The organism is Pseudomonas sp. L7, from assembly GCF_046605565.1.
GTDB classification, from domain to species: Bacteria; Pseudomonadota; Gammaproteobacteria; order Pseudomonadales; family Pseudomonadaceae; genus Aquipseudomonas; species Aquipseudomonas wayambapalatensis.
Genome location: NZ_CP176784.1, coordinates 3630298 through 3650513 on the forward strand (window position 1 = coordinate 3630298; position 20216 = coordinate 3650513).

The 20216-nt window shown below is 63.0% G+C and carries 18 protein-coding genes; 7 read left to right on the forward strand and 11 right to left on the reverse strand.

Translation table 11 applies throughout. The features are described 5' to 3' along the window. Position 1: 1 nt before the first annotated feature. The 5 genes from kdpF to ACK3BK_RS16765 all read right to left on the reverse strand — a co-directional run bounded on the left by kdpF (position 2) and on the right by ACK3BK_RS16765 (position 3874). On the reverse strand, positions 2 to 91 hold the full coding sequence (kdpF, locus tag ACK3BK_RS16745; protein WP_082421007.1) for a K(+)-transporting ATPase subunit F: 90 nt from the start codon (positions 89 to 91) through the stop codon (positions 2 to 4). Between the two features lie 182 nt (positions 92 to 273). Continuing rightward, a complete protein-coding gene (locus tag ACK3BK_RS16750; RefSeq protein WP_186666204.1) occupies positions 274 to 1320 on the reverse strand; it encodes an AI-2E family transporter in 1047 nt (348 codons plus the stop codon). Between the two features lie 12 nt (positions 1321 to 1332). Then, the gene (locus ACK3BK_RS16755; protein ID WP_411382924.1) at positions 1333 to 2127 is read right to left on the reverse strand and encodes a DUF4892 domain-containing protein; all 795 of its coding nucleotides are present in this window, start codon (positions 2125 to 2127) and stop codon (positions 1333 to 1335) included. 107 nt (positions 2128 to 2234) lie between these two features. Then, complete coding sequence (locus ACK3BK_RS16760) at positions 2235 to 3089, reverse strand: alpha/beta fold hydrolase (protein WP_186666208.1); 855 nt, start codon at positions 3087 to 3089, stop codon at positions 2235 to 2237. Next, entirely contained in the window at positions 3086 to 3874 is a 789-nt protein-coding gene (locus ACK3BK_RS16765) for an alpha/beta fold hydrolase (protein WP_186666210.1), read from the reverse strand. Before ACK3BK_RS16765 ends, ACK3BK_RS16760 begins: the two co-directional genes overlap by 4 nt. 212 nt (positions 3875 to 4086) lie before the next feature. Between ACK3BK_RS16765 and ACK3BK_RS16770 the strand changes: the two genes are divergently transcribed. Then, complete coding sequence (locus tag ACK3BK_RS16770) at positions 4087 to 6039, forward strand: hypothetical protein (RefSeq protein ID WP_411382925.1); 1953 nt, start codon at positions 4087 to 4089, stop codon at positions 6037 to 6039. A gap of 91 nt (positions 6040 to 6130) precedes the next feature. Here ACK3BK_RS16770 and sixA read toward each other — a convergent pair whose 3' ends face one another. From sixA to ACK3BK_RS16785, 3 genes are read right to left on the reverse strand one after another with little or no spacing between them, the layout of a single operon-like run. Continuing rightward, positions 6131 to 6589: a phosphohistidine phosphatase SixA gene (gene sixA / locus ACK3BK_RS16775; protein ID WP_186720038.1), complete on the reverse strand. Its 459-nt coding sequence runs from the start codon at positions 6587 to 6589 to the stop codon at positions 6131 to 6133. Then, on the reverse strand, positions 6586 to 6933 hold the full coding sequence (locus tag ACK3BK_RS16780; RefSeq protein ID WP_411382926.1) for a DUF4389 domain-containing protein: 348 nt from the start codon (positions 6931 to 6933) through the stop codon (positions 6586 to 6588). Before ACK3BK_RS16780 ends, sixA begins: the two co-directional genes overlap by 4 nt. Before the next feature lie 37 nt (positions 6934 to 6970). Further along, entirely contained in the window at positions 6971 to 7996 is a 1026-nt protein-coding gene (locus ACK3BK_RS16785; protein WP_186666218.1) for an NAD(P)H-dependent glycerol-3-phosphate dehydrogenase, read from the reverse strand. 239 nt (positions 7997 to 8235) lie between these two features. On the opposite strand from ACK3BK_RS16785, the gene ACK3BK_RS16790 reads away from it, so the two are divergent. The 5 genes from ACK3BK_RS16790 (at position 8236) to fabB (ending at position 15112) form a co-directional block, all read left to right on the forward strand. Beyond that, positions 8236 to 10347, forward strand: coding sequence for a TonB-dependent receptor plug domain-containing protein (locus ACK3BK_RS16790; protein ID WP_411384484.1), 2112 nt, complete (start codon positions 8236 to 8238; stop codon positions 10345 to 10347). Further along, positions 10347 to 11237 carry an ABC transporter substrate-binding protein gene (locus ACK3BK_RS16795; RefSeq protein WP_411382927.1) on the forward strand — a complete coding sequence of 297 codons (891 nt, stop codon included), beginning with the start codon at positions 10347 to 10349 and terminating at the stop codon, positions 11235 to 11237. The genes ACK3BK_RS16790 and ACK3BK_RS16795 overlap by 1 nt, the downstream gene beginning before the upstream one ends. Then, positions 11234 to 13150, forward strand: a complete 1917-nt coding sequence (locus tag ACK3BK_RS16800; RefSeq protein ID WP_186666222.1) for a response regulator — start codon at positions 11234 to 11236, stop codon at positions 13148 to 13150. The genes ACK3BK_RS16795 and ACK3BK_RS16800 overlap by 4 nt, the downstream gene beginning before the upstream one ends. Before the next feature lie 214 nt (positions 13151 to 13364). Further along, positions 13365 to 13880 carry a 3-hydroxyacyl-[acyl-carrier-protein] dehydratase FabA gene (fabA, locus tag ACK3BK_RS16805; RefSeq protein WP_054894238.1) on the forward strand — a complete coding sequence of 172 codons (516 nt, stop codon included), beginning with the start codon at positions 13365 to 13367 and terminating at the stop codon, positions 13878 to 13880. A gap of 11 nt (positions 13881 to 13891) precedes the next feature. Further along, a complete protein-coding gene (gene fabB, locus ACK3BK_RS16810; RefSeq protein WP_028690472.1) occupies positions 13892 to 15112 on the forward strand; it encodes a beta-ketoacyl-ACP synthase I in 1221 nt (406 codons plus the stop codon). Positions 15113 to 15190: 78 nt separating this feature from the next. On the opposite strand, the gene ACK3BK_RS16815 is transcribed toward fabB, so the two are convergent. Beyond that, positions 15191 to 16195: an amidohydrolase family protein gene (locus ACK3BK_RS16815; protein ID WP_411382928.1), complete on the reverse strand. Its 1005-nt coding sequence runs from the start codon at positions 16193 to 16195 to the stop codon at positions 15191 to 15193. A gap of 118 nt (positions 16196 to 16313) precedes the next feature. Between ACK3BK_RS16815 and ACK3BK_RS16820 the strand changes: the two genes are divergently transcribed. After that, a complete protein-coding gene (locus tag ACK3BK_RS16820) occupies positions 16314 to 17177 on the forward strand; it encodes a pirin family protein (protein ID WP_411382929.1) in 864 nt (287 codons plus the stop codon). A 125-nt stretch (positions 17178 to 17302) separates the two neighbouring features. Here the strand turns inward: ACK3BK_RS16820 and ACK3BK_RS16825 are convergent, their stop codons facing one another. Together ACK3BK_RS16825 and htpG are read right to left on the reverse strand one after the other, a co-directional pair. After that, on the reverse strand, positions 17303 to 18028 hold the full coding sequence (locus ACK3BK_RS16825; protein WP_151925645.1) for a dienelactone hydrolase family protein: 726 nt from the start codon (positions 18026 to 18028) through the stop codon (positions 17303 to 17305). A gap of 196 nt (positions 18029 to 18224) precedes the next feature. Then, positions 18225 to 20132, reverse strand: a complete 1908-nt coding sequence (gene htpG, locus ACK3BK_RS16830) for a molecular chaperone HtpG (protein ID WP_411382930.1) — start codon at positions 20130 to 20132, stop codon at positions 18225 to 18227. Positions 20133 to 20216: the final 84 nt, after the last annotated feature.

A 20216-nucleotide genomic window follows, 5' to 3' on the forward strand; every position in this document is an offset into this window, starting at 1 on the left:
CCTAGCTGCGATCGGCGCGCAGCAGCGCCACCAGCAGGTAAATGGACAACGCCACTGCCAGCAGCAGTGACACTCCGTCGAGCATGTTCATCTGTGAATCTCCCCGTCTTGCGGCGTCGGCCGCTTTGGAGGAATTGTCGGAGGGAGGGGCGTAAAGAGACGAGATCGGGGGGCGGGTCAGGGCATAAAGAATGCGTAAAGATCAGGTTTCGGACTGCCTGTCGCGGCCTTTTCGCGGCGCCCCGGACTTGCCCGCGAAGAGACCGCAACAGCTTACGGTTTGACCTGCCCCGAATGCCGGCTCCAGTCCAGCAACAGGCTGTAACCGACGGCCAGCAAGGTCGGTCCGATGAACAAGCCGATGAAGCCAAACGCGATCAACCCGCCAAACACGCCGAGCAGCACGATCACCAGCGGCAGGTTCCCACCGCGGCTGATCAGGTACGGTTTGAGCACGTTGTCCACGCCACTGATGATGAAGGTGCCCCATATCCCGAGGAACACCGCCATCCCGTACTCGCCCTTCCACACCAGCCAGCCGGTGGCCGGAATCCAGGCCAGTGGCGGGCCCATCGGGATCAGGCTGAGCATGAAGGTCACAAGGCCCAGCACGATCGCCCCGGGCACGCCGGCGATGAGAAAGCCGATCAGAGCCAGCAGCCCTTGCGCCGCGGCGGTACCGATTACGCCGTTGACCACCCGCTGCACGGTGCCGGCCACCAGGTCGATGTAGTACTCGGCACGCTCGCCGACCAGGCGCTGCAGCAAGCGCTGCACGAACGCGGCCAGGCGTGGACCGTCGCGGTAGAAGAAGAACACGAAGACGATACTGAGCGTGAGTTCCAGCACGCCGCTGCCGATCTGCGCGCTACGCGCCAGGAACCAATTGCCAACCTGGCCGAAGTACGGTTTGGCCGACGCGATCAAGGCCGCGCCCTGCTGGTCGAGGGACTCCCACCAGTTGACCAGGCGCTCGCCGATGAAGGGAATGCCACGCACCCAGTCCGGCGCATCCGGCAAACCCTCCACCTGTACGTCACGCACGAAGTTGGTGGCGTCGCGCACATGGTCGGCCAGGTTGAAGCCCAGCCACACCAGCGGCAGCGCGACCACCAGGATCCACACCGTCGTGAGGATGCTGGCCGCGAGGGTTTCGCGCCCGCCCAGCCAACGCGTCAGCAAGCGCATCAGCGGCCAGCTGGCAAAGGCCAGGATCGCCCCCCAGAGTAACGCCGAGATGAACGGCGCCATGACCCACAGGGCGGCGCCCAACAGCGCCAGCAACAGAATCTGGATCAGCAGACGGTCATTGTTGGCCATGATGGCCCTCGTTCAACGAATCAGTTCCAGATGCAGACCATCGGTAGGCGCCGTACCCACTTCGAGACGGGCACTGCGTACACCGGCCTTGACCAGTTGCTCGCGCCAGGCTTCCGCCGCCTGGCCGCTGAGGCTGGCGCGCAGGGTGCTGTCCAGGTTCAGGCTGCGGGCCAACAGCGAAACCCAGGCAGGCTGTGGCGCGCTCAGGTCAGGGTAGTCGAGCTTGCCGGTATCGCGCATCTCGCGCAGCACCGTGGCGGCCGTCGGCAGTACTTCGCCCAGCGGGCTGTCAGCGACGAACTCTTCGACATGCAGGTAGGCGCGGCGGTTGCCGCGGGTGGCGCTGTACAGGGCGACCAGCGTGTCGGCCTCTTCGGCCGAGCGGCGCAAAAGAATGAAGGCCTGCTGCTCGTCGCCGCCATTGAGGCGGGCGTTGTTGAACACATCGTTGGCCCAGATGCTGGCCTCGCCGCAGTCACGGCCCTGGCACCAGAACAGTGGATAACCACCGTCGCGCTGCAGCTCTTCACGGGCGCTGGTAAAGGCCTCGCGGGCAGTGCGCTCCACCGGCAGTTCATAGGTGACCGAACTGACCTGGCCACGGCTTTCGACCTTGCCCTCGACCCGCAGGCGGCCGCTGATCTTGCGCATCGGTCCCATCGGGTAGACCCGTTCCTGCTCAACGGCAGGGCGCTGGTCGACCACCTTGGCGTCAGCCGGCACCGGCAGGCTGCCGGCCCACAACAGCGGGCTGGCAAGTGTGAAGCAGGCGGCGATGGCGCTGCGGAGGAAAAACGGCGCGCTCATCGGCCATCCTTGCGGCGCCGGGCGCCGTGGCGAAGATCGTGAATGTCTGGCATGTATGGTTGTCTCCCTGTTCAACCCGCCAAGCCTCGACACTTGTCCGGTGCAAGTCAAGCAAAGCCAAAGAAGCGATTGAAACAGTCTGCGACAAGGGCCGCGCCCTGCTCGTCATTCAAGTGCAGGTGGTGGCCACCGGGCAAGGTCACCTGCTCGAAGGGTAGCTGCTCCAGCAGGCTTGTGTGGCGCGCCAACATGCCATCCCCCGCGACGACCAGGCAGGCCGGGCAGCTCGCCCGCCGTACGAACGCCATGGCCTGGGCTTCGTTCAGGCGCACCGGCGACGGCAAGGTCAGACGGCTGTCGCTGCGCCAGCTGTAACCACCCGGCACTGGCATGAGCCCACGCTGGGCCAGCAGTTCGGCAGCTTCGCGACTGACCGCAACCATGCCTTTCATTCGCGCCTGCACCCCCGCCTCCAGGGTCGGGTACACCGACTTGCGCTTGCCCTCCAGGCGCAACTGCGCCTGCAGCGCCATGCCCAGGCGCTCGGCGGCATCCTGCTCGGCGACCGTGGGCGGGATGACGCCATCGATCAACGCCAGATGGCTGATCCGTTCGGGCAGTGCGCCAGCCAACTGCACCGAGATGATCGCCCCCAGCGAATGCCCGAGCAGGCCAAAGCGCTCCCAGCCCAGTTGCTCGGCAACCCGCAGCACATCATGGGCATAATCGGCCAGGTTGTAGCTCGCCCCGGCCGGACGATGCTGTGAGTAGCCATGCCCGGCCAGGTCGAGCGCGACAATGCGCAGGCCTTTCAGGCGCGGGGCCAGGTGGGCGAAGCTGTTGGCATTGTCGAGCCAGCCGTGCAGAGCGATCACCGGCAGGCCGTCGGCAGGACCGAACAGGTGTGCGGCCAGTTCGATATGGCCCAGACTCAGACGAATCTCCTCGACCTGCGCGCTCATGCCTGGCTCCAGCGATCGAACAGGCCCTTGATCAGACTGGCAGTATCGGTGGGCCGCTCCAGCGGAAACATATGCCCGCCGGGGACGCTGTGATATTCCCCCCGTGGCATCGCCCGCACCGCCAGGGCGTGGTGCTTGCGGATCACCCGGCTGCGATCGCCACGCACCATGGCCAGCGGTACTTGCAACTGGCGCGCAGGGGCCGGACTGACATGGGGAATGCTGCGGTAGATGCGCATTTCGGTGCTGGGGTCGAAGCGCAAACGCACCCCCTCATCCACTGTTTGCAAACCGTGCTCGAGATAGGCTTCGAGGCAATCGGGATCGAACTGGCGGAACAGCGCCTTGCTGGCGAAGTAACTGCGCGCGCTGTCGCGATCAGGAAACGCCTCGCGCCGTCCTTCGGTTCGCCCGGCCGGCGTGATGCGGTCGATGAAACCGAAGCGTTTGGCAGTGCGGATCAGCCATTGGTCGGCGCGAGTGAGCACGGGCGAGTCGAGCATCACCACACCGCGGTAGAGCTCGGGTCGGCGCAGGGCGGCATGCAGGTGCAGCACACCACCGAGGGAATGACCGACGCCCCAGACCGGGGCCGGCTGCTGCGCCAGATGATGCAGCAGCTCGTCGACCAGGTTCTGCCAGTTGTCATCCACCGGAAAGCGCGGGTCGTGGGCGTGCTGCTCCAGGTGGCAGACCTGGTAGTCCGGGGCCAGGGCCGCGAACAGCTTGCCGTAGGTGGCCGAAGGAAAACCGTTGGCATGGGCGAAGAAGATCTGCTGCGACATGACCGCCTGGTCCGACTGGAGAGTGATAGCCCATTGTCAGCAACCTGCCGGTTGGCGGCAACGTTCGGAAAGGTCATCGGCGAGGGCAATCAGGTCAAGGCGACGCAACACCCCGCTGAGCCAGCGCGATACCTGGTATTTCTGTCAGTTTCACTCGTTTCCTGCCTCGTTCAGACTGCGCCATGAACCGCTGGAAACCTGAGGAGTCGACGATGTCAACCGCTGAGGACGAGCAGCAACTGCATGCACAAGGCCTGGTCTCGAAGCCTTTGACTTTCAAGGTCACACGCAGGGCTGAGACAGATTACCCCGCACCTTCCGTACTGCAGGCAACGGACGACAGGCTCGACCCCATCGACGCGCTCAACGGCGCTACCGTAAGAGCACAGTATCCGGCCATGCTGCCCAGCGACACTCTGGCGGCAGACTGGTCCGGGAGCACTGCTACGGACAGTTGGCAGAGCGACCAACAACCCGGAAGCCTCTTTGGTTATGTCGATTTCCAGGCGCCTGTCAGCGTGGTGGCTGCCAGCCAGGGCAAGACGGTCACCCTCCGCTACGCAGTAGCACGCAGTGGCCAGGCTGCAAGATTATCCTTGCCAATGCTGCTGGCGGTGGGAACCCTGGCGCAAAGCGATTTGCCTGCCCCTGTGATTCCCCAGGCCAACGCGACCACCAGGGTACTCGATCTCAACAATTTCACCGGCAATGCACAGGTCAAGGTTGAACCATGGCCATTGATAGCGGTGGGTCAACGGGTGTGGATCCGTGTGGACGGGACCCTCGAAAATGGCTCGGCCCATACGGTCTACCTGGCCCGAGGCGAAGAGGTCGTCCCTGAACAGGTAACAGCAGGGCTGGACCTGGTCTTGCCGCGCACCGAGCTGGAGAAGCTCAGCAGCGCCTCCAGCCTCACGGCGACAGTTTCGGTAGCATTCGACGCCACCAGTAACGAGGGGCAGGCCCGAGTATTCCCAAACGCGCTCTACACGCTCGAGAAGATCATTGTGGTCAGGCCCACTATCGTTTCCGTAAAAGACGACAAGGGAACAGAGGTGCCAAACGGCAGTTCGACAACCTCGCCAAGCCTGGTGTTGAGCGGTCAGGCATCAGCCAACCAGCAGGTCGAGGTACTTGATGGCGCTAGCGTGATAAGTACCGAGCCTGTCGCAGCGAACGGCAGCTGGACGAGCACTCGGACAAACTTGAGCGTGAAAACCTACGATTTCAAAGTCCGAGGGCGCTACGCAGACAATCCTGAATCCGATGTATGGACTGTACACAGGGTCCAGGAGCTGGTCCTTGCAAAACCGGTGATTCCCCTGGCACCAGGCGATGTACTACCACCTGGAGATGTCCCGTCCACCGGCCTGCCCGTCCTGGTCGAGGTCTACGGCGGTATGGCCATCGGTGATGTGGTGTCGGTGACTTTTGCGGGAATCGCTGGCTCCCCACAGACTGTCGGCAGCGTAAGTCGGCTCACGTTTTCTGTTCCCAAGACTCAGGTAGACGCCAATGCTGGCAGAACGGTAACCGTGCAGTACCTGGTCACCCGAGGCTCGGGAGGGGCTGCGGTCCCCTCGCCTGTCGTGAACCTGCGGATCAACGCACTGACGCCGCCCCTGACCATCGATACCTCAACGGCAACACTCAATGGCGTGATCCACCGCAACAGCAACCCGGTGACCCACCCCCCCGCCAACGCTTTCGTGCAGCGCACCGCCAGCGGCGGCCAACCGCCCTACACCTACTCGACGAGCAACGGCAACGTGATCGAGGTCAACCCTTCCACTGGGCGAGCGGTGTCTTATGGCAGCGGGACGGCCAATGTGATCGTGACCGATACCGCTGGTGCCAGTGCCAGCTATCCGGTGACCGTATCCAATGTCAGACGGATTGAAGGCATGGGCTCAGTCAATGTGTGGTATTGGTGCCGAGATCTGGCCACACAGAGAGGCGGAGCATTACCTACGCTTGGAGAATGGGATGCAATGCGCGCTAGCTACAACAACAACCCAGGCATCGGTGATCGGGCGTGGAGTGCGGACTCGGCGGGAACAGGCAGACGCTATGCGATAGACGTTGCCAACGGCAACAGGGTTTCCTTGCGTGCAACGAATATCGGTGGAGATACGGCTGTGGGCTGGGGAATATTCAATCGCTGAGGCTCACCAGGTCCATGCTGCATACGAAGATGGCCGAACGCATCATCGCGATCGGCCTCCCACCACGCAAGCGCAGGAGCTGCAGATGAACTCAGGGGTTGAAGCTCGGGCTCAGCAATGTCATCACACCGAAAGGTGACAACTCCCCCTCGAGTTCTGCCAGGTCCGCAGTGCTCATCCGTGCCGGCTGCTGCAAATGCCCATGCTCCAGCATCCCCACCAGCGCGCCCACCAATGGCTGATGGCTGACCAGCAATACATGTTCCAGCGCCAGCCGCTCGATTTCGCCGATCACCTGCCGAACATTGCTCTCGGGGGTCAACCACGGCACGGTGCGCACCGGTTCGGCAAAGCCAAGGGTGTCGTGCACCAGGGCGGCGGTCTGCTGGGCGCGCACATAGGGGCTGGCGATGATCGCCTGCAGCGGCTGGCCCAGCAGATGTGCAGCACTGTGCAGCACTTGCTCGCGACCATGGGCCGTGAGACGACGCTCGGCATCGGTATTGGCCCGCGGCTCCGCTTCGCCGTGGCGCAGAATCCACAGCTTCACAGTTTCGGCTCCTCGTCACGCACCGGGTGCGGCGCCGCAGCCACTGTGTGGGGCGCTTCGCCCTCAGGCGCGCGGGGCGTCGGCCAGTCGGCAAACGGCCAGGGCTTCTGGTCGGTGTGGAAGGTGCCGAAGCGGCCGATCTGCGCCAGGTACTGGCTGAGGCTGTCGCCGAAGTTCATCAGGCTGGCACTCGGCGCGCCATACACCAGGCGGTAGATCAGCTGCACCAGCACCAGCCCGCCAAGCAGCAACTCGGCCAGTTGCCAGACCACCAGGAACACCAGCATCCACAGCACCCGCAGGATGATCGACTCGCGCTGGGCGCGCTCAGGCGTATCGTTCATGTGTCGCTCCTTGCTCTGATTAGAGGCCGCTTAAGGCTCAGTTGAAACCGCTGGTGGAAATGAAATCGACGTCGGTCTTGGGCTCGGCCCGCATCAGGTGCTCGATCACCTGGGCCAGGGTTCGCCCTTCGAACAGGATCGCGTGCAGCCCGGCCACCAACGGCATGTAGACCTGCACTTCCTGGGCCTTGGCCTTGAGTACTTTCAAGGTGTTCACCCCTTCGGCCACTTCGCCCAGGCGGCTGACCGCCTCTTCCAGGCTCAACCCCTGCCCCAGGGCGTGCCCGACCTGGTAGTTGCGGCTCTTGGGCGAGGAGCAGGTGACGATCAGGTCGCCCACCCCTGCCAGACCCAGGAAGGTCATGGGGTTGGCGCCCTGGCTCACGGCGAAACGGGTCATCTCGGCCAGCGCCCGGGTGATCAGCATGCTCTTGGTGTTCTCGCCCATCTCCAGCGCCACGGCCATGCCGGCGATGATCGCGTAGACGTTCTTCAGCGCGCCCCCAAGCTCCACACCGAATCGGTCGGCGCTGGCATAGACGCGGAAGGTACGCCCGTGCAAGACATCCTGCACGCGCTGGCACAGCGCCTCGTCCTCACTGGCAACCACAGTAGCGGTCAACGCATGCTCGGCGATCTCACGGGCCAGGTTCGGCCCGGACAGTACGCCGATACGCGCCTGGGGGGCGATCTCTTCGAGAATCTGGCTCATCAGCTTGAATGTCTGCGCCTCGATACCCTTGGTCAGGCTGACCAGGCACTTGCCGCGCAGCAACTCGGCATGCGGCGCCAGTACGCTGCGCAAGGCGCTCGACGGTAGCGCAACGAAGACCAGGTCGCTCGATTGCAGGGTCGCCAGCAGGTCATTGACCGGCTCGACAGCGTCATGCAGGCGAATGCCTTTGAGATAGCGAGGATTCTCGCGGTTGGTGCGCATGGCCTCGGCCTGCTCGGGATCGCGCATCCATTGACGTACTGGATTGCCGTTTTCCGCCAGCAGGTTCGCCACGGCGGTGCCGAAGCTCCCGCCTCCCAGAACTGCAACAGGTTGCTGTTCAGTCATATTCAATCCGTTAAAGCCATTAAGTTGAGTGGCGACGGGGGCATTATACGGCTCGTCTGCGACAGAACCAGTGTCAGCACCGGCCTCTTCACGGGTAAACCCGCCGGCATGGCGCACGAACGTATGCCCCGCAAGAGGGGATTCATCCGAGAAGAGGGCGGCAAATCCAGCGCAGATCACTGGAAAAACCCCCACGGTCGGTTACCATGCCTGGTTTATCCCGCAAACAAGGCCGTCACGTGTTCCCAGGCACGCCTCCTGCCCCTCGCCTGCTCTTGCTGACCGTCCTGCTCGGTGGTTCGGCCATGGCCGATGACCTGTTCATCGACAACCAGAACCTGCCGCAGGTTCTGACCGCCACACGCCTGAAACAATCCCCGGCGGCAGTGCCCGGCAGCATGACCGTGCTCGACAGCGAACTGATCCGCGCCAGCGGTGCACGAGACATCCCCGAGCTGCTGCGCCTGGTGCCCGGCATGATGATCGGCTACGGCGCCGGTAACCAGCCGACCGTCAACTACCACGGCAGTAACGTCAACGACGCCCGGCGCATGCAGGTGCTGATCGACGGCCGTTCGGTGTATCGAGCAGGCCTCGCCACCGTGGACTGGAGCGATATCCCGCTGGCGATCGAGGATATCGAACGCATCGAAGTGTTCCGCGGCCCCAATACCGTCAGCTATGGTGCCAACGCCCTGATGGCCGTGGTCAACATCCTCACCCGCAGCCCCGCCGACAGCCACGGCACGCGACTGAAGATCACCCAGGGCCAGGATGGCATCAATGATTTCTACGCCAGCCAGGGCCTCGGCTGGGAAGGCGGCGATCTGCGCCTGTCGATGTCCGGCATGCAGGACGATGGCTTCGACAAGAACCAATACGGCCAGGACTACCGCGACAGCCGTCGGCTGACGCGCTTCAACCTCAGCGCCAGCCACACCCTGGCGCCCGACCAGACGCTCGAATGGCAACTGGCGGCCAAGGAAGGCAGCAACCAACGCCCCTACACCTATACCCCGGTGTTCCCCTTCGTCACCGGGCGCGGCGACAACGCCGACCTCAACGCCAAGGATTACGCAGGCTCAGTGCGCTGGAACATCGATTTCAGCCCCGAACACAGCCTGTACGTACAGGGCTCGGCGCAACAGTTCGACCGCCAGCAAGTATGGCGTGCCTGCGATGCGACGCTGGCCTTCAGCCCCGAGCTGACCCGGCTGTGGCAGCTCAACCCGGACTACGCCGAACAGGTCGCGCGCAACGCCAACAATCCGCCCAACAACAGCGACCCAGTGCTGCAGGGCTTGCGCAACCAGATCAAGAGTCAATGGGACAGCGGCGGTAACCGTGAGGTCTGCGGTGATGTCGACCAGAGCACCCGCGAAACCCGCTACGACCTGGAAATCCAGGATACCCTCAGCCTCACCGACACCCTGCGCCTGCTCAGCGGCTTCAACTACCGCTATGACCGCGCCGACTCGCAGACCTACTTCAACGGCAGCCTCGACGACCGCACCTGGCGCCTGTTCGGGCAGCTCGAATGGCGCGCCGACGAACACTGGATCCTCCAGGGTGGGGCCATGTTCGAGGACAGCGAGCTGTCCGGCAGCTCGTTGACCCCGCGCGTGGCGGTCAACTACCTGATCACCCCGCGCCACGGCCTGCGCGCGGTGTACTCCGAGGCCGTACGTTCGCCTGACATGTTCGAGAACAACGTCAACTGGAGCTACACGGTCAAGAACCTCACGCCCAACGTGCTGGGTTTGCACAATGGTGAATACTTCGTCAAGACCCGTGGCCCGGGCAACCTCGACCAGGAGCGCATGCGTTCACGCGAGTTGGGCTACAACGGCTACTTCGCCGACCTCGACCTGAGCCTGGACGTCAAGCTGTTCTACGACGAAATCACCGGGATGATCAGCGAGCCACTGAAAAACAACCAGTACATCGCCAGCAACGCCAACAAGGCCAGCTTCAGCGGCACCGAGACGCAACTGGACTGGCGCCTGGGCATGCGCGACCGCCTGCGCCTGACCTATGCCTACGTCGACGCCTGGGCCAGCAACCCCGACGACCGCCGCCTCAGCGCTCGCAACAGTGGCTCGGCCGGGTGGATGCGCGACTGGGGCCAGGGATGGTCGAGTGCCCTCTTCTATTATGGCGACGACGCCCTCAACCAGTATCGCTACGAGCGTGTCGACCTGCGCGTGGCCAAGCGCCTGCGGGTGTATGGCAGCTCGCTGGAGCTGGCGGCGCTGTGGCAGCAACGCCTGGATGACCAGCCCACCACCGTCGAGCAGAACCGCTACGACAGCCGCCACCGCCTGAGTTTCAGCGCGGAGCTGGAGTTCTGATGTTGCGCCTGTTGCGCCTGCTGCTGCTGTGCCTGTGGCCGATGGGCGCGCTTTCGGCCAGCGAAATTCTGCTGGTGGGTGCCGAAGACCAGCCCGGTGTGCGCAGTTTCGTTGCCGCACTGGAGGCCCGCCGCCCTCACGACCATGTGCGGTTCCAGACCGTGGCGCAACTGCCCCGCCCAGCGTTGGTCAAACCCGAGACCCGACTGATCCTGCTGGACAACGCCGCACTCGACTGGCGCATGGGCGAAACCGCAGGTCCCGCGGCGCTGGCCATGCGGGTCAGTCGCGTTCAGGCCGAGCAGCGCCTGGGAAAGTCGCGCCCCTCCTACCTGAGCCTGCTGTGGAGCGACCCGCCGCTACCACGGCAACTGCGCCTGACCCGCTACCTGATGCCGCAAGCGCGACGCATTGGCGTACTGTACGGCCCCGGCAGCCGCTTTCTGATCGACGAATTGCGCCAGGCTGCGCGTGGCCTGGGCCTGGAGATCGTCGCCCAGGACTGGGCCGACCTGCGTGACAGTCGCCCGCTGCAGCACCTGCTGGGCAGCAGCGACGTCCTGTTGGGAATCGACGACCCCGACCTGTACAACTCCAAGACCGCCAAGAACGTCCTGCTCAGCAGCTATGGCCGACAGATGGCGCTGATTGGCCCCAACGCCGGCTTCGTTCGCGCTGGCGCCCTTGCCAGCACCTACAGCGATCAGAACGACTGGCTGGCGGTGCTCGACGACTTGCTCGACCAGCCGCCGACACACTGGCCCCGCAGCCTCTACCCCAAACACTACGGGGTCAGCGGCAACCAGCAGGTAGCCCGCGCCCTGGGCCTGGAACCCATCGATCCGAACGCCGCCGCCCTGGCCCTGGCCGAAGGAGAATCCACCCCATGACCAAGCGCCTGAGTTGGGATATCCACACACGCACCCAGATCATCAGCCTGGGCCCCGCGCTGCTGCTGACCCTGCTGCTGATCAGCTTCTTCACCTTCGTGCGTATCCAGGACTTGCGGCAGGAGCTCAACCACACCGGTCAACTGATCGCCAACCAACTGGCGCCAGCCTCCGAATACGGGGTGATCTCAGGCAACAACGAGGTGCTCGAAAGCTTGATGCGGGCGACCCTGAGCATCCCGCACGTGCGTTTCCTCGAGGTGCAGGACAGCCGCAACCACATCCTGGTCTACGTCGAGCAGTCGGGTGAAAGCATCAACCGCGCCCAGCGCGTCGAAGTGTTCCAGGCGCCCATTCGCCTGCAACAGATCCGCCTGGACAACGACTTCCTGCAGGAAGGCAAGACGCCACCCAGCATTGGCGACGATTACCTGGGGCGAGTGATCGTCGGCATGTCCGACGACGCCTTCAGCGAACGCCAGCAGGAGATCGTGATCAAGGCCGGCATTCTCGCCCTGTTCGCCTTGCTGTTTACCTTCCTCCTCGCCCGGCGCCTGGCCAGAAGCCTGTCCAAGCCGATCAGTGACATGGGCCATGCGGTCGAAGCCATCCAGCAGGGTGAATTCAACGCGCCATTGCCGGTGGTCGACGACAGCGAACTGGGTCACCTGGCACGGCACATCAACAACCTTGCCAGCGCCCTCGACCAGGCCAGCCACGAGCAGAAACAGGCCATCGCCCAGTTGACTCAGGCTCGTGAAGAGGCCGAGCAGGCCAACCGCGCCAAGTCGGACTTCCTGGCGATGATGAGCCACGAGCTGCGGACCCCGATGAACGGCGTACTCGGCATGCTACAGCTGCTGGAAACCACTACACTGACCGACGAGCAGGCCGAATACACGGCGGTGGCCAGCGAGTCCACCGGCCACCTGCTCAAGGTGATCAACGACATCCTCGACTTCTCGCGAATCGAACGCACCAGCCTGGAACTGGAGCACATCGATTTCAACCTTGGCGAGCTGATTGCCAGCAGCGTGCAGTCGTTCCAGCACAGCGCCCAACAGCGCAACCTGGCCCTGCGCCTGCACCTGCCGCCAGGCATGGACCGCCTGCAGGTGATCGGCGATCCGACACGCATTCGGCAGATCCTGTTGAACCTGGTGGGCAACGCGCTGAAGTTCACCGAGCGCGGCGAAGTGGAGATCGAGAGCCGCTGGCAAATGCTCGACCGCCAACTGCTCTGGCTGACCTGCGCGGTGCGCGATACCGGCATAGGAATCGACAGCGATCGCCTGGAAACGATGTTCGTCGCCTTCCAGCAAGCCGACAGTTCTATTTCAAGGCGTTACGGCGGCACCGGGTTGGGCTTGTCCATCGCCCGTACCCTGGCCGAGCGCATGGGCGGCAAGTTGCGCGGCGAAAGCCGCGAGGGCATGGGTTCGACCTTCACCCTGGAAGTCCCTCTGATGCTGTCGAGCAAGCCAGCAGCGCGCCTGCTCGGTCACGAGCATGACGCACTGCCGGGTGGCGAAGGCCAGCGGATCCTGCTGGTGGAAGACAACCCGGTCAATCAGAGCGTCATCGAAGCCATGCTGCGCAGTCTGGGCTTCGAGGTCAGCGTGGCACTGGACGGCGCGCAGGCGGTGGAAATGGCGGGCCAGCAAAGTTTTGCGGCAATCCTCATGGATTGTCGCCTGCCGCAGATGGACGGCTACGAAGCCACACGCCGCATCCGCCAGCACGGCGCACAACTGCCGATCATCGCCTTGACCGCCAATGCCCTGCAGGGCGATCGTGAACGCTGCCTGGCGGCAGGAATGAACGATTACCTGAGCAAACCGTTCAAACGCACCGATCTGCAACGTATTCTGCAGCGCTGGTTGCCCGGGCGGACAGCCGCGACTGGCGATTAATGATAAAGTGCGGCAGTCTTAAAGACTGGACAGGGCCGTCGTTGGCCTTGAGAATAAAACTTTCAGTGCACACCTGTACTTCTTTTGCCAGGTGCGCTGTGACTTTCACCACAACGCAATAGTCTACCTGTAGGCTGCTGCCCTGGAATCCGTAGGATTTTGGGTCGGCCGGGAAGATTCATCCCCTGCCACAGGGGGTTATTGAGGAGCTCGCATGACCAAACAACACGCCTTTACTCGGGAAGACCTGCTGCGCTGCAGTCGCGGTGAGCTGTTCGGCCCCGGTAATGCGCAACTGCCCGCCCCGAACATGCTGATGGTAGACCGCATCACCCACATCAGTGAGGAAGGCGGCAAGTTCGGCAAAGGTGAATTGGTCGCCGAGCTGGATATCACTCCAGACCTGTGGTTCTTCGCCTGCCACTTCGAAGGCGATCCGGTGATGCCGGGCTGCCTGGGCCTTGACGCCATGTGGCAGCTGGTTGGCTTTTTCCTCGGCTGGCAGGGCCTGCCGGGCCGCGGTCGCGCACTGGGTTCGGGCGAAGTGAAGTTCTTCGGCCAGGTGCTGCCTACCGCCAAGAAAGTCACCTATAACATCCACATCAAGCGCGTCCTGAAGGGCAAGCTGAACATGGCCATCGCCGATGGCTCGGTCAGCGTCGACGGTCGCGAGATCTACACCGCCGAAGGCCTGCGGGTCGGCGTGTTCACCTCCACTGACAATTTCTAAGGGTTATTCGCATGCGCCGCGTCGTTATCACTGGTCTGGGCATCGTTTCGTGCCTGGGCAATGACAAAGCTACCGTCACCGAAAACCTGCGCAACAGCCGTCCGGGTATCCGTTACAACCCGGAATACAAGGAAATGGGGCTGCGTAGCCAGGTTTCCGGCTCCATCGACCTGAACCTGGAGGAGCTGATCGACCGCAAGGTCTATCGCTTCGTCGGTCACGCCGCCGCCTACGCCTACCTGGCGATGCAAGACGCGATAAAGGACGCAGGCCTGACCGAAGAGCAGGTGTCCAACCCGCGCACCGGCCTGGTTGCAGGTTCCGGCGGCGCTTCGACCCTGAACCAGATGGAAGCACTGGACACCCTGCGCGAGAAAGGCGTCAAGCGTGTCGGCCCATACCGTGTCACCCGCACCATGGGCAGCACCGTATCGGCGTGCCTGGCCACCCCGTTCAAGATCAAGGGCATCAACTACTCGATCTCGTCGGCCTGCGCCACCTCCGCACACTGCATCGGCACCGCGCTGGAGCAGATCCAGTGGGGCAAGCAGGACATCGTCTTCGCCGGCGGCGGTGAAGAAGAGCACTGGAGCCAGTCGTTCCTGTTCGATGCCATGGGCGCCCTGTCGACCAAGCGCAACGAAACCCCTGAGCTGGCCTCGCGCGCCTACGACGCCGACCGTGATGGCTTCGTCATCGCCGGCGGTGGCGGCATGGTGGTGGTCGAGGAGCTGGAGCACGCTCTGGCCCGTGGCGCCAAGATCTACGCCGAAATCGTCGGCTACGGCGCGACTTCCGATGGTTACGACATGGTCGCTCCAAGCGGCGAAGGCGCGATCCGCTGCATGCAGCAGGCGCTGTCCACCGTCGACACCCCGATCGACTACCTGAACACCCACGGCACCTCGACGCCGGTCGGCGACGTCGCTGAAATGAAAGGCGTGCGCGAAGTGTTCGGCGACAAGGCACCCAAGATCAGCTCGACCAAGAGCCTGTCTGGCCACTCGCTGGGCGCCGCTGGCGTGCACGAAGCGATCTACTGCCTGCTGATGATGGAAAACAACTTCATCGCCGGCTCCGCCAACATCGACGAACTGGACCCAGAGGTCGCTGACCTGCCGGTACTGCGTAAAACCGAAGAAAACGCCAAGATCGATACGGTCATGAGCAACAGCTTCGGCTTCGGCGGCACCAATGCCACCCTGGTGCTCAAGCGCTGGACTGGCAAGTAAGACGCTGCTGCGACAACAAAAACGCCCCGACTGATTCGGGGCGTTTTCATTTGTGTTGCCCGCGAAAAAGCCGGTAGCTCAACGCTGCTTGGGCAGTACCGCAAGGAAATTATCCCGCGCCACCTTGCGCGCAACCGCCTCAGGCAACGCGTCCAGAAACGGCTCGAATCCGTGCATCTGCTCACCGACACTGCCGAACTTGCCGACCACATCCGAACCCAGCATGAACCGCTCCGGGAAGCGCTCGACCAACGCCAGCCACGCCTTGCGCGGGGCGCCTCGCTCATCCAGCAGGTAAGGCCGCAGCACACTCCACGAGAGGTCGATATACAGGTTCGGATAAGCCTCGAGCATGCGCTCCAGCGTTGGCAGGATGAAGTCCATCTGCGTCTGGTGACGATGAATCTCCATGCTGGTACCGGCATGGGCCCAGATGAAACGCGTATGCGGGTGATTGCGCAGCGGCTCTTCGATCTCCGCCAGGTACAGCGGGTTACGCTCGCGCTTGGAGGTGATGTTCGAATGCACCAGCACCGGCAAGTCTCGCTCGGCCGCCAGATGGTAAATGCGCGCCATTGCTTCGTTGTTGGCCCGCGGCGTGTCACCGCTGGTCAGCGCCGTGAGGTCATCATGCCGGGTGAACACCTCACCGATGCCCTGCCAGAACCCTGGGTGCAATTCGAGCATCCGCTCGATGTGGCTGACCGCGTTCTTGTCCACCGGGTTGAAACCCGACAGGAACGGATGAAAGCGTTTCTGCTGCTCGGCCGGCAACTTCTGCACCGCTGCCACTACATGGATATCGGTAGCACTGAACCAGTAGGCATCAGCGTCGTCACCCGCGTAATAGCGTGGGCGCTTGGGTTCATCCTCATGCCATTTCTTCGCCACCGGAATACCGGAAATCATCGTGTGCTCGACGCCGGCTTCATCCATGGCTTTCAGCAGTGCAGGCATGCCTTCGGTTTCCTGGAAGAAGTCGACGTAATGCAGATGGGCGTCACTGTAGCGATAGTCGCGCGCTTGCGCCGCCTGGCACAGGCACCCGGATAACACAATGCAGGCCAGCACTCTGGCAATCATGGAGCAGCTTCCTTGTTCCAGTCAGGAACAGGGTAGACCCGCGCGCCTGCAAGACGGTTCAGCACGCCGCCGCGACCCGCTATGCTAGGCGCACCCCCTGCCCGTCCGGAGCCCGACCATGAGCAGCCCCCTGATCATCCGCCCACGCGCCGAATCGGTGGAGGGCCAACCGATCCTGCGCCCGCTACCCTCGGCTCAGTGCCGCAGCGTCGGCCCCTTCGTATTCTTCGACCACATGCTGGATACTGACTTTGTCCCCGGCAGCGGCATGGACATCCGCCAGCACCCGCATATCGGCTTGTCGACCCTGACCTACCTGTTCGAAGGCGAGATCCTGCACAAGGACAGCCTGGGCTCCGACCAGCGCGTGCTACCCGGTGACGTCAGCTGGATGACTGCCGGGCGCGGCGTGGCCCATGTAGAGCGTACGCCGGCACAAGCCTTCGCCAAAGGCTCGCGACTGCACGGCCTGCAGGTCTGGCTGGCATCACCCAAGACCCACGAACAGGGCGATCCCAGCTACAGCCACCACCCCGCAAGCAGCTTGCCGGTAAGTGACAACCTCGGGGTACGCATCCGCCTGATCGCCGGCACCGGATTCTGTCTGGAGTCGCCAGTACCGGTGCTCTCTCCTACCCTCTACGCCCAGGTGCAGATGCAGGCGGCAACCTCGTTGATCGTGCCGAACGAGCACGCACAACGGGCACTGTACCTGCTCGATGGCGAGCTGGTGCTCAATGGTAAGGAGGTGGAGGCGTGCAGCCTGGTCGTGTTGCCGGAGGGCGAAGAAGTGGAGCTGTATGCCGAAGGCGAGTGCCAGCTGGTGCTGATAGGCGGCGCACCGCTGGACGGACCTCGGCGGATGAACTGGAACTTCGTTGCCAGCGATCCGCAGCTGATCGAACAGGCCCGGGCACGCTGGGCGGCAGGTGACTGGCCACAGGTGCCGGGGGAGACCTCCCGGATCGAGCTACCTCGATAGGTTGAGCCGCTTTGCGGCCGTTCGCGGGCAAGCCCCCACAAGGATGGAGCAACCCTGACAAGCAGCGCCGCACCCGTGGGAGCGGGCTTGCCCGCGAAGGGCTGCATAGCAGCCCCAATACGCTGTCAGTGTGTAAACACTTCTTCCAGCAGATTGTGCATCGCGCGGAAGGCCCGCTCCGAGGTACGACGGTCGTACTGCATCTTGCCCGGCACGTTGGCATTCGGGTCGGTAAACGAATGCACCGCGCCGCCATAGCTCAACAGTTGCCAATCGACCTTGGCCGCGTTCATTTCAGCCTCGAACGCCGGCAATTGCTCTCGGGGCACCAGCGGGTCGGAAGCACCGTGGAGCACCAGCACCGAGCCCTTGATGCGCTTGGCGTCTTCAGGGTTCGGCGTGTCCAGGGTGCCGTGGAACGACACCGCCGCCTTCAGGTCGGCGCCAGTACGCGCCAGCTCCAGGGCGCAGCAGCCACCGAAGCAGAAACCGAAAGTACCGACCTTGCCCGGCGCCAACAGCGCCTTGGACTGCCCGAGCAGTTGCGCCAGGGCCTCCTGCATGCGCTTGCGCAGCTCGGCCCGGTCATTCTTCAACGGCATCATCGCCGCACCCGCCTCATCGGCGTTCGACGGACGCACGCCCTGGCCGTACAGATCAGCGATCAGCACCACATAGCCCTTCTCGGCCACTTCCTTGGCGATTCGCTCGGCGCCTTCACCGATGCCCATCCAATTCGGCGCCATCACCAGCCCCGGCCGCCCCAGCGCCCCCGGCTCATAAACCAGACGGCTTTCATAGCCCTTGCCGGAAACGTGATAGACCAGCGACTCGACGATTACCTTGCTCATCAAACTCCTCCTGAACCTGGAACTGTTCGGTATCACGACCCTAGTGTGTACGGACCCCGGTGCAAAAGGCTAGCCGATGCGGACGATCTTCATGATTGCCAGAAAGGTCACATTAGAAAAAAGCGAGCCTGCAATTGATAAGTGTGAACGGGCACAAAAAAACCCGCCGAAGCGGGTTTTTTCATGAAGCTCGAACTCAGGCAGACAGCTCGACCAGCAGCTTGTTCAAGCGACGTACATAGGCCGCTGGATCCTTCAGGCTGTCACCGGCAGCCAAGGCCGCCTGGTCGAACAGGATGTGCGACAGCTCCGAGAAGCGGTCCTCGCTCTGCTCGTTGTCGAGCTTCTCGATCAGCGGGTGAGTCGGGTTGAACTCGAAGATCGGCTTGGAATCCGGCACCTTCTGCCCGCTGGCCTCGAGGATCTGGCGCATCTGCAAGCCCAGGTCCTGCTCGCCAATGGCCAGGATCGCCGGCGAGTCGGTCAGGCGGTGGGAAACGCGGACTTCAGCCACGCTGTCACCTAGCGCACTCTTCAGACGCTCGACCAGCCCTTCCTTGTCCTTGGCGACTTCTTCCTGGGCCTTCTTGTCCTCTTCGGAATCCAGCTTGCCCAGGTCCAGGTCGCCACGAGCGACGTCAACGAAGCCCTTGCCTTCGAACTCGCTCAGGTAGCTCATCAGCCACTCGTCGATGCGATCGGTCAGCAGCAGCACTTCGATGCCTTTCTTGCGGAAGACTTCCAGGTGCGGGCTGTTCTTCACCTGCGCATACGACTCACCGGTGAGGTAGTAGATCTTGTCCTGGCCTTCCTTGGCGCGGGCCAGGTAGTCCGCCAGGCTGACGCTCTGTTCGCCGCTGTCGTCGTGGGTGGAGGCAAAGCGCAGCAGACCTGCGATCTTCTCCTTGTTGGCGAAGTCTTCTGCCGGGCCTTCCTTCAGCACCTGGCCGAAGTTCTTCCAGAAGCCTTTGTACTGCTCGGGCTCGTTCTTGGCCAGCTTCTCCAGCATGTCCAATACACGCTTGGTCAGGGCCGACTTCATCGAGTCGATGATCGGGTCTTTCTGCAGGATTTCGCGCGACACGTTCAGCGAAAGGTCGTTGGAGTCGACCACACCCTTGATGAAGCGCAGGTACAGCGGCAGGAACGACTCGGCCTGGTCCATGATGAACACGCGCTGCACATACAGTTTCAGGCCGCGCGGCGCTTCGCGCTGGTACAGGTCGAAGGGGGCGCGGGCCGGTACGTACAGCAGCGAGTTGTACTCAAGCTTGCCTTCGACCTTGTTGTGGCTCCAGGCCAGCGGGTTCTCGAAGTCATGGCCGATGTGCTTGTAGAACTCCTGGTATTCCTCGTCCTTGATCTCGGTACGCGAACGGGTCCACAGGGCGCTGGCGCGGTTGACGGTTTCCCATTCCTCGGCCGGCTGTTCTTCGCCTTCGGCGGCAGCAGCATGCTCCTTGGGCAACTGGATCGGCAGGGCAATGTGGTCGGAGTACTTCTTGACCACGTTGCGCAGACGCCAGCCGTCGGCGAACTCCTGCTCGTCCTTCTTCAAGTGCAGGACGATGCGAGTGCCGCGCTGCGGCTTGTCGATGGTGGCGACTTCGAAGTCGCCCTCGCCTTTGGACGACCAGTGCACGCCTTCGGCTGCGGGTGCGCCGGCACGACGGCTGAAGACATCGACCTTGTCGGCGACGATGAAGGCAGAGTAGAAGCCCACACCGAACTGACCGATCAGGTGCGAATCCTTCTTCTGGTCACCGGTGAGGTTCTTCATGAAGTCGGCAGTGCCGGACTTGGCAATGGTGCCCAGGTGCGCGATGACATCGGCGCGGCTCATGCCGATGCCGTTATCCTCCAGCGTCACGGTGCCAGCGTCCTTGTCGAAGCTGACGCGAATCTTCAGATCGGCATCGCCTTCGAGCAGCTCAGGCTTGGCCAGGGCTTCGAAACGCAGTTTGTCAGCAGCGTCGGAAGCGTTGGAGATCAGCTCGCGCAGGAAGATCTCCTTGTTCGAGTACAGCGAATGGATCATGAGGTGCAGCAGTTGCTTGACCTCGGTCTGGAAGCCCAGGGTTTCTTTTTGAGTCTCCACACTCATCGTCTTCAAACTCCGATCTGTTGGTCATTGCACCCGACGGCAATTGCGCATGGCCGGGCAGATGCTCAACAGATGGGGGCATGT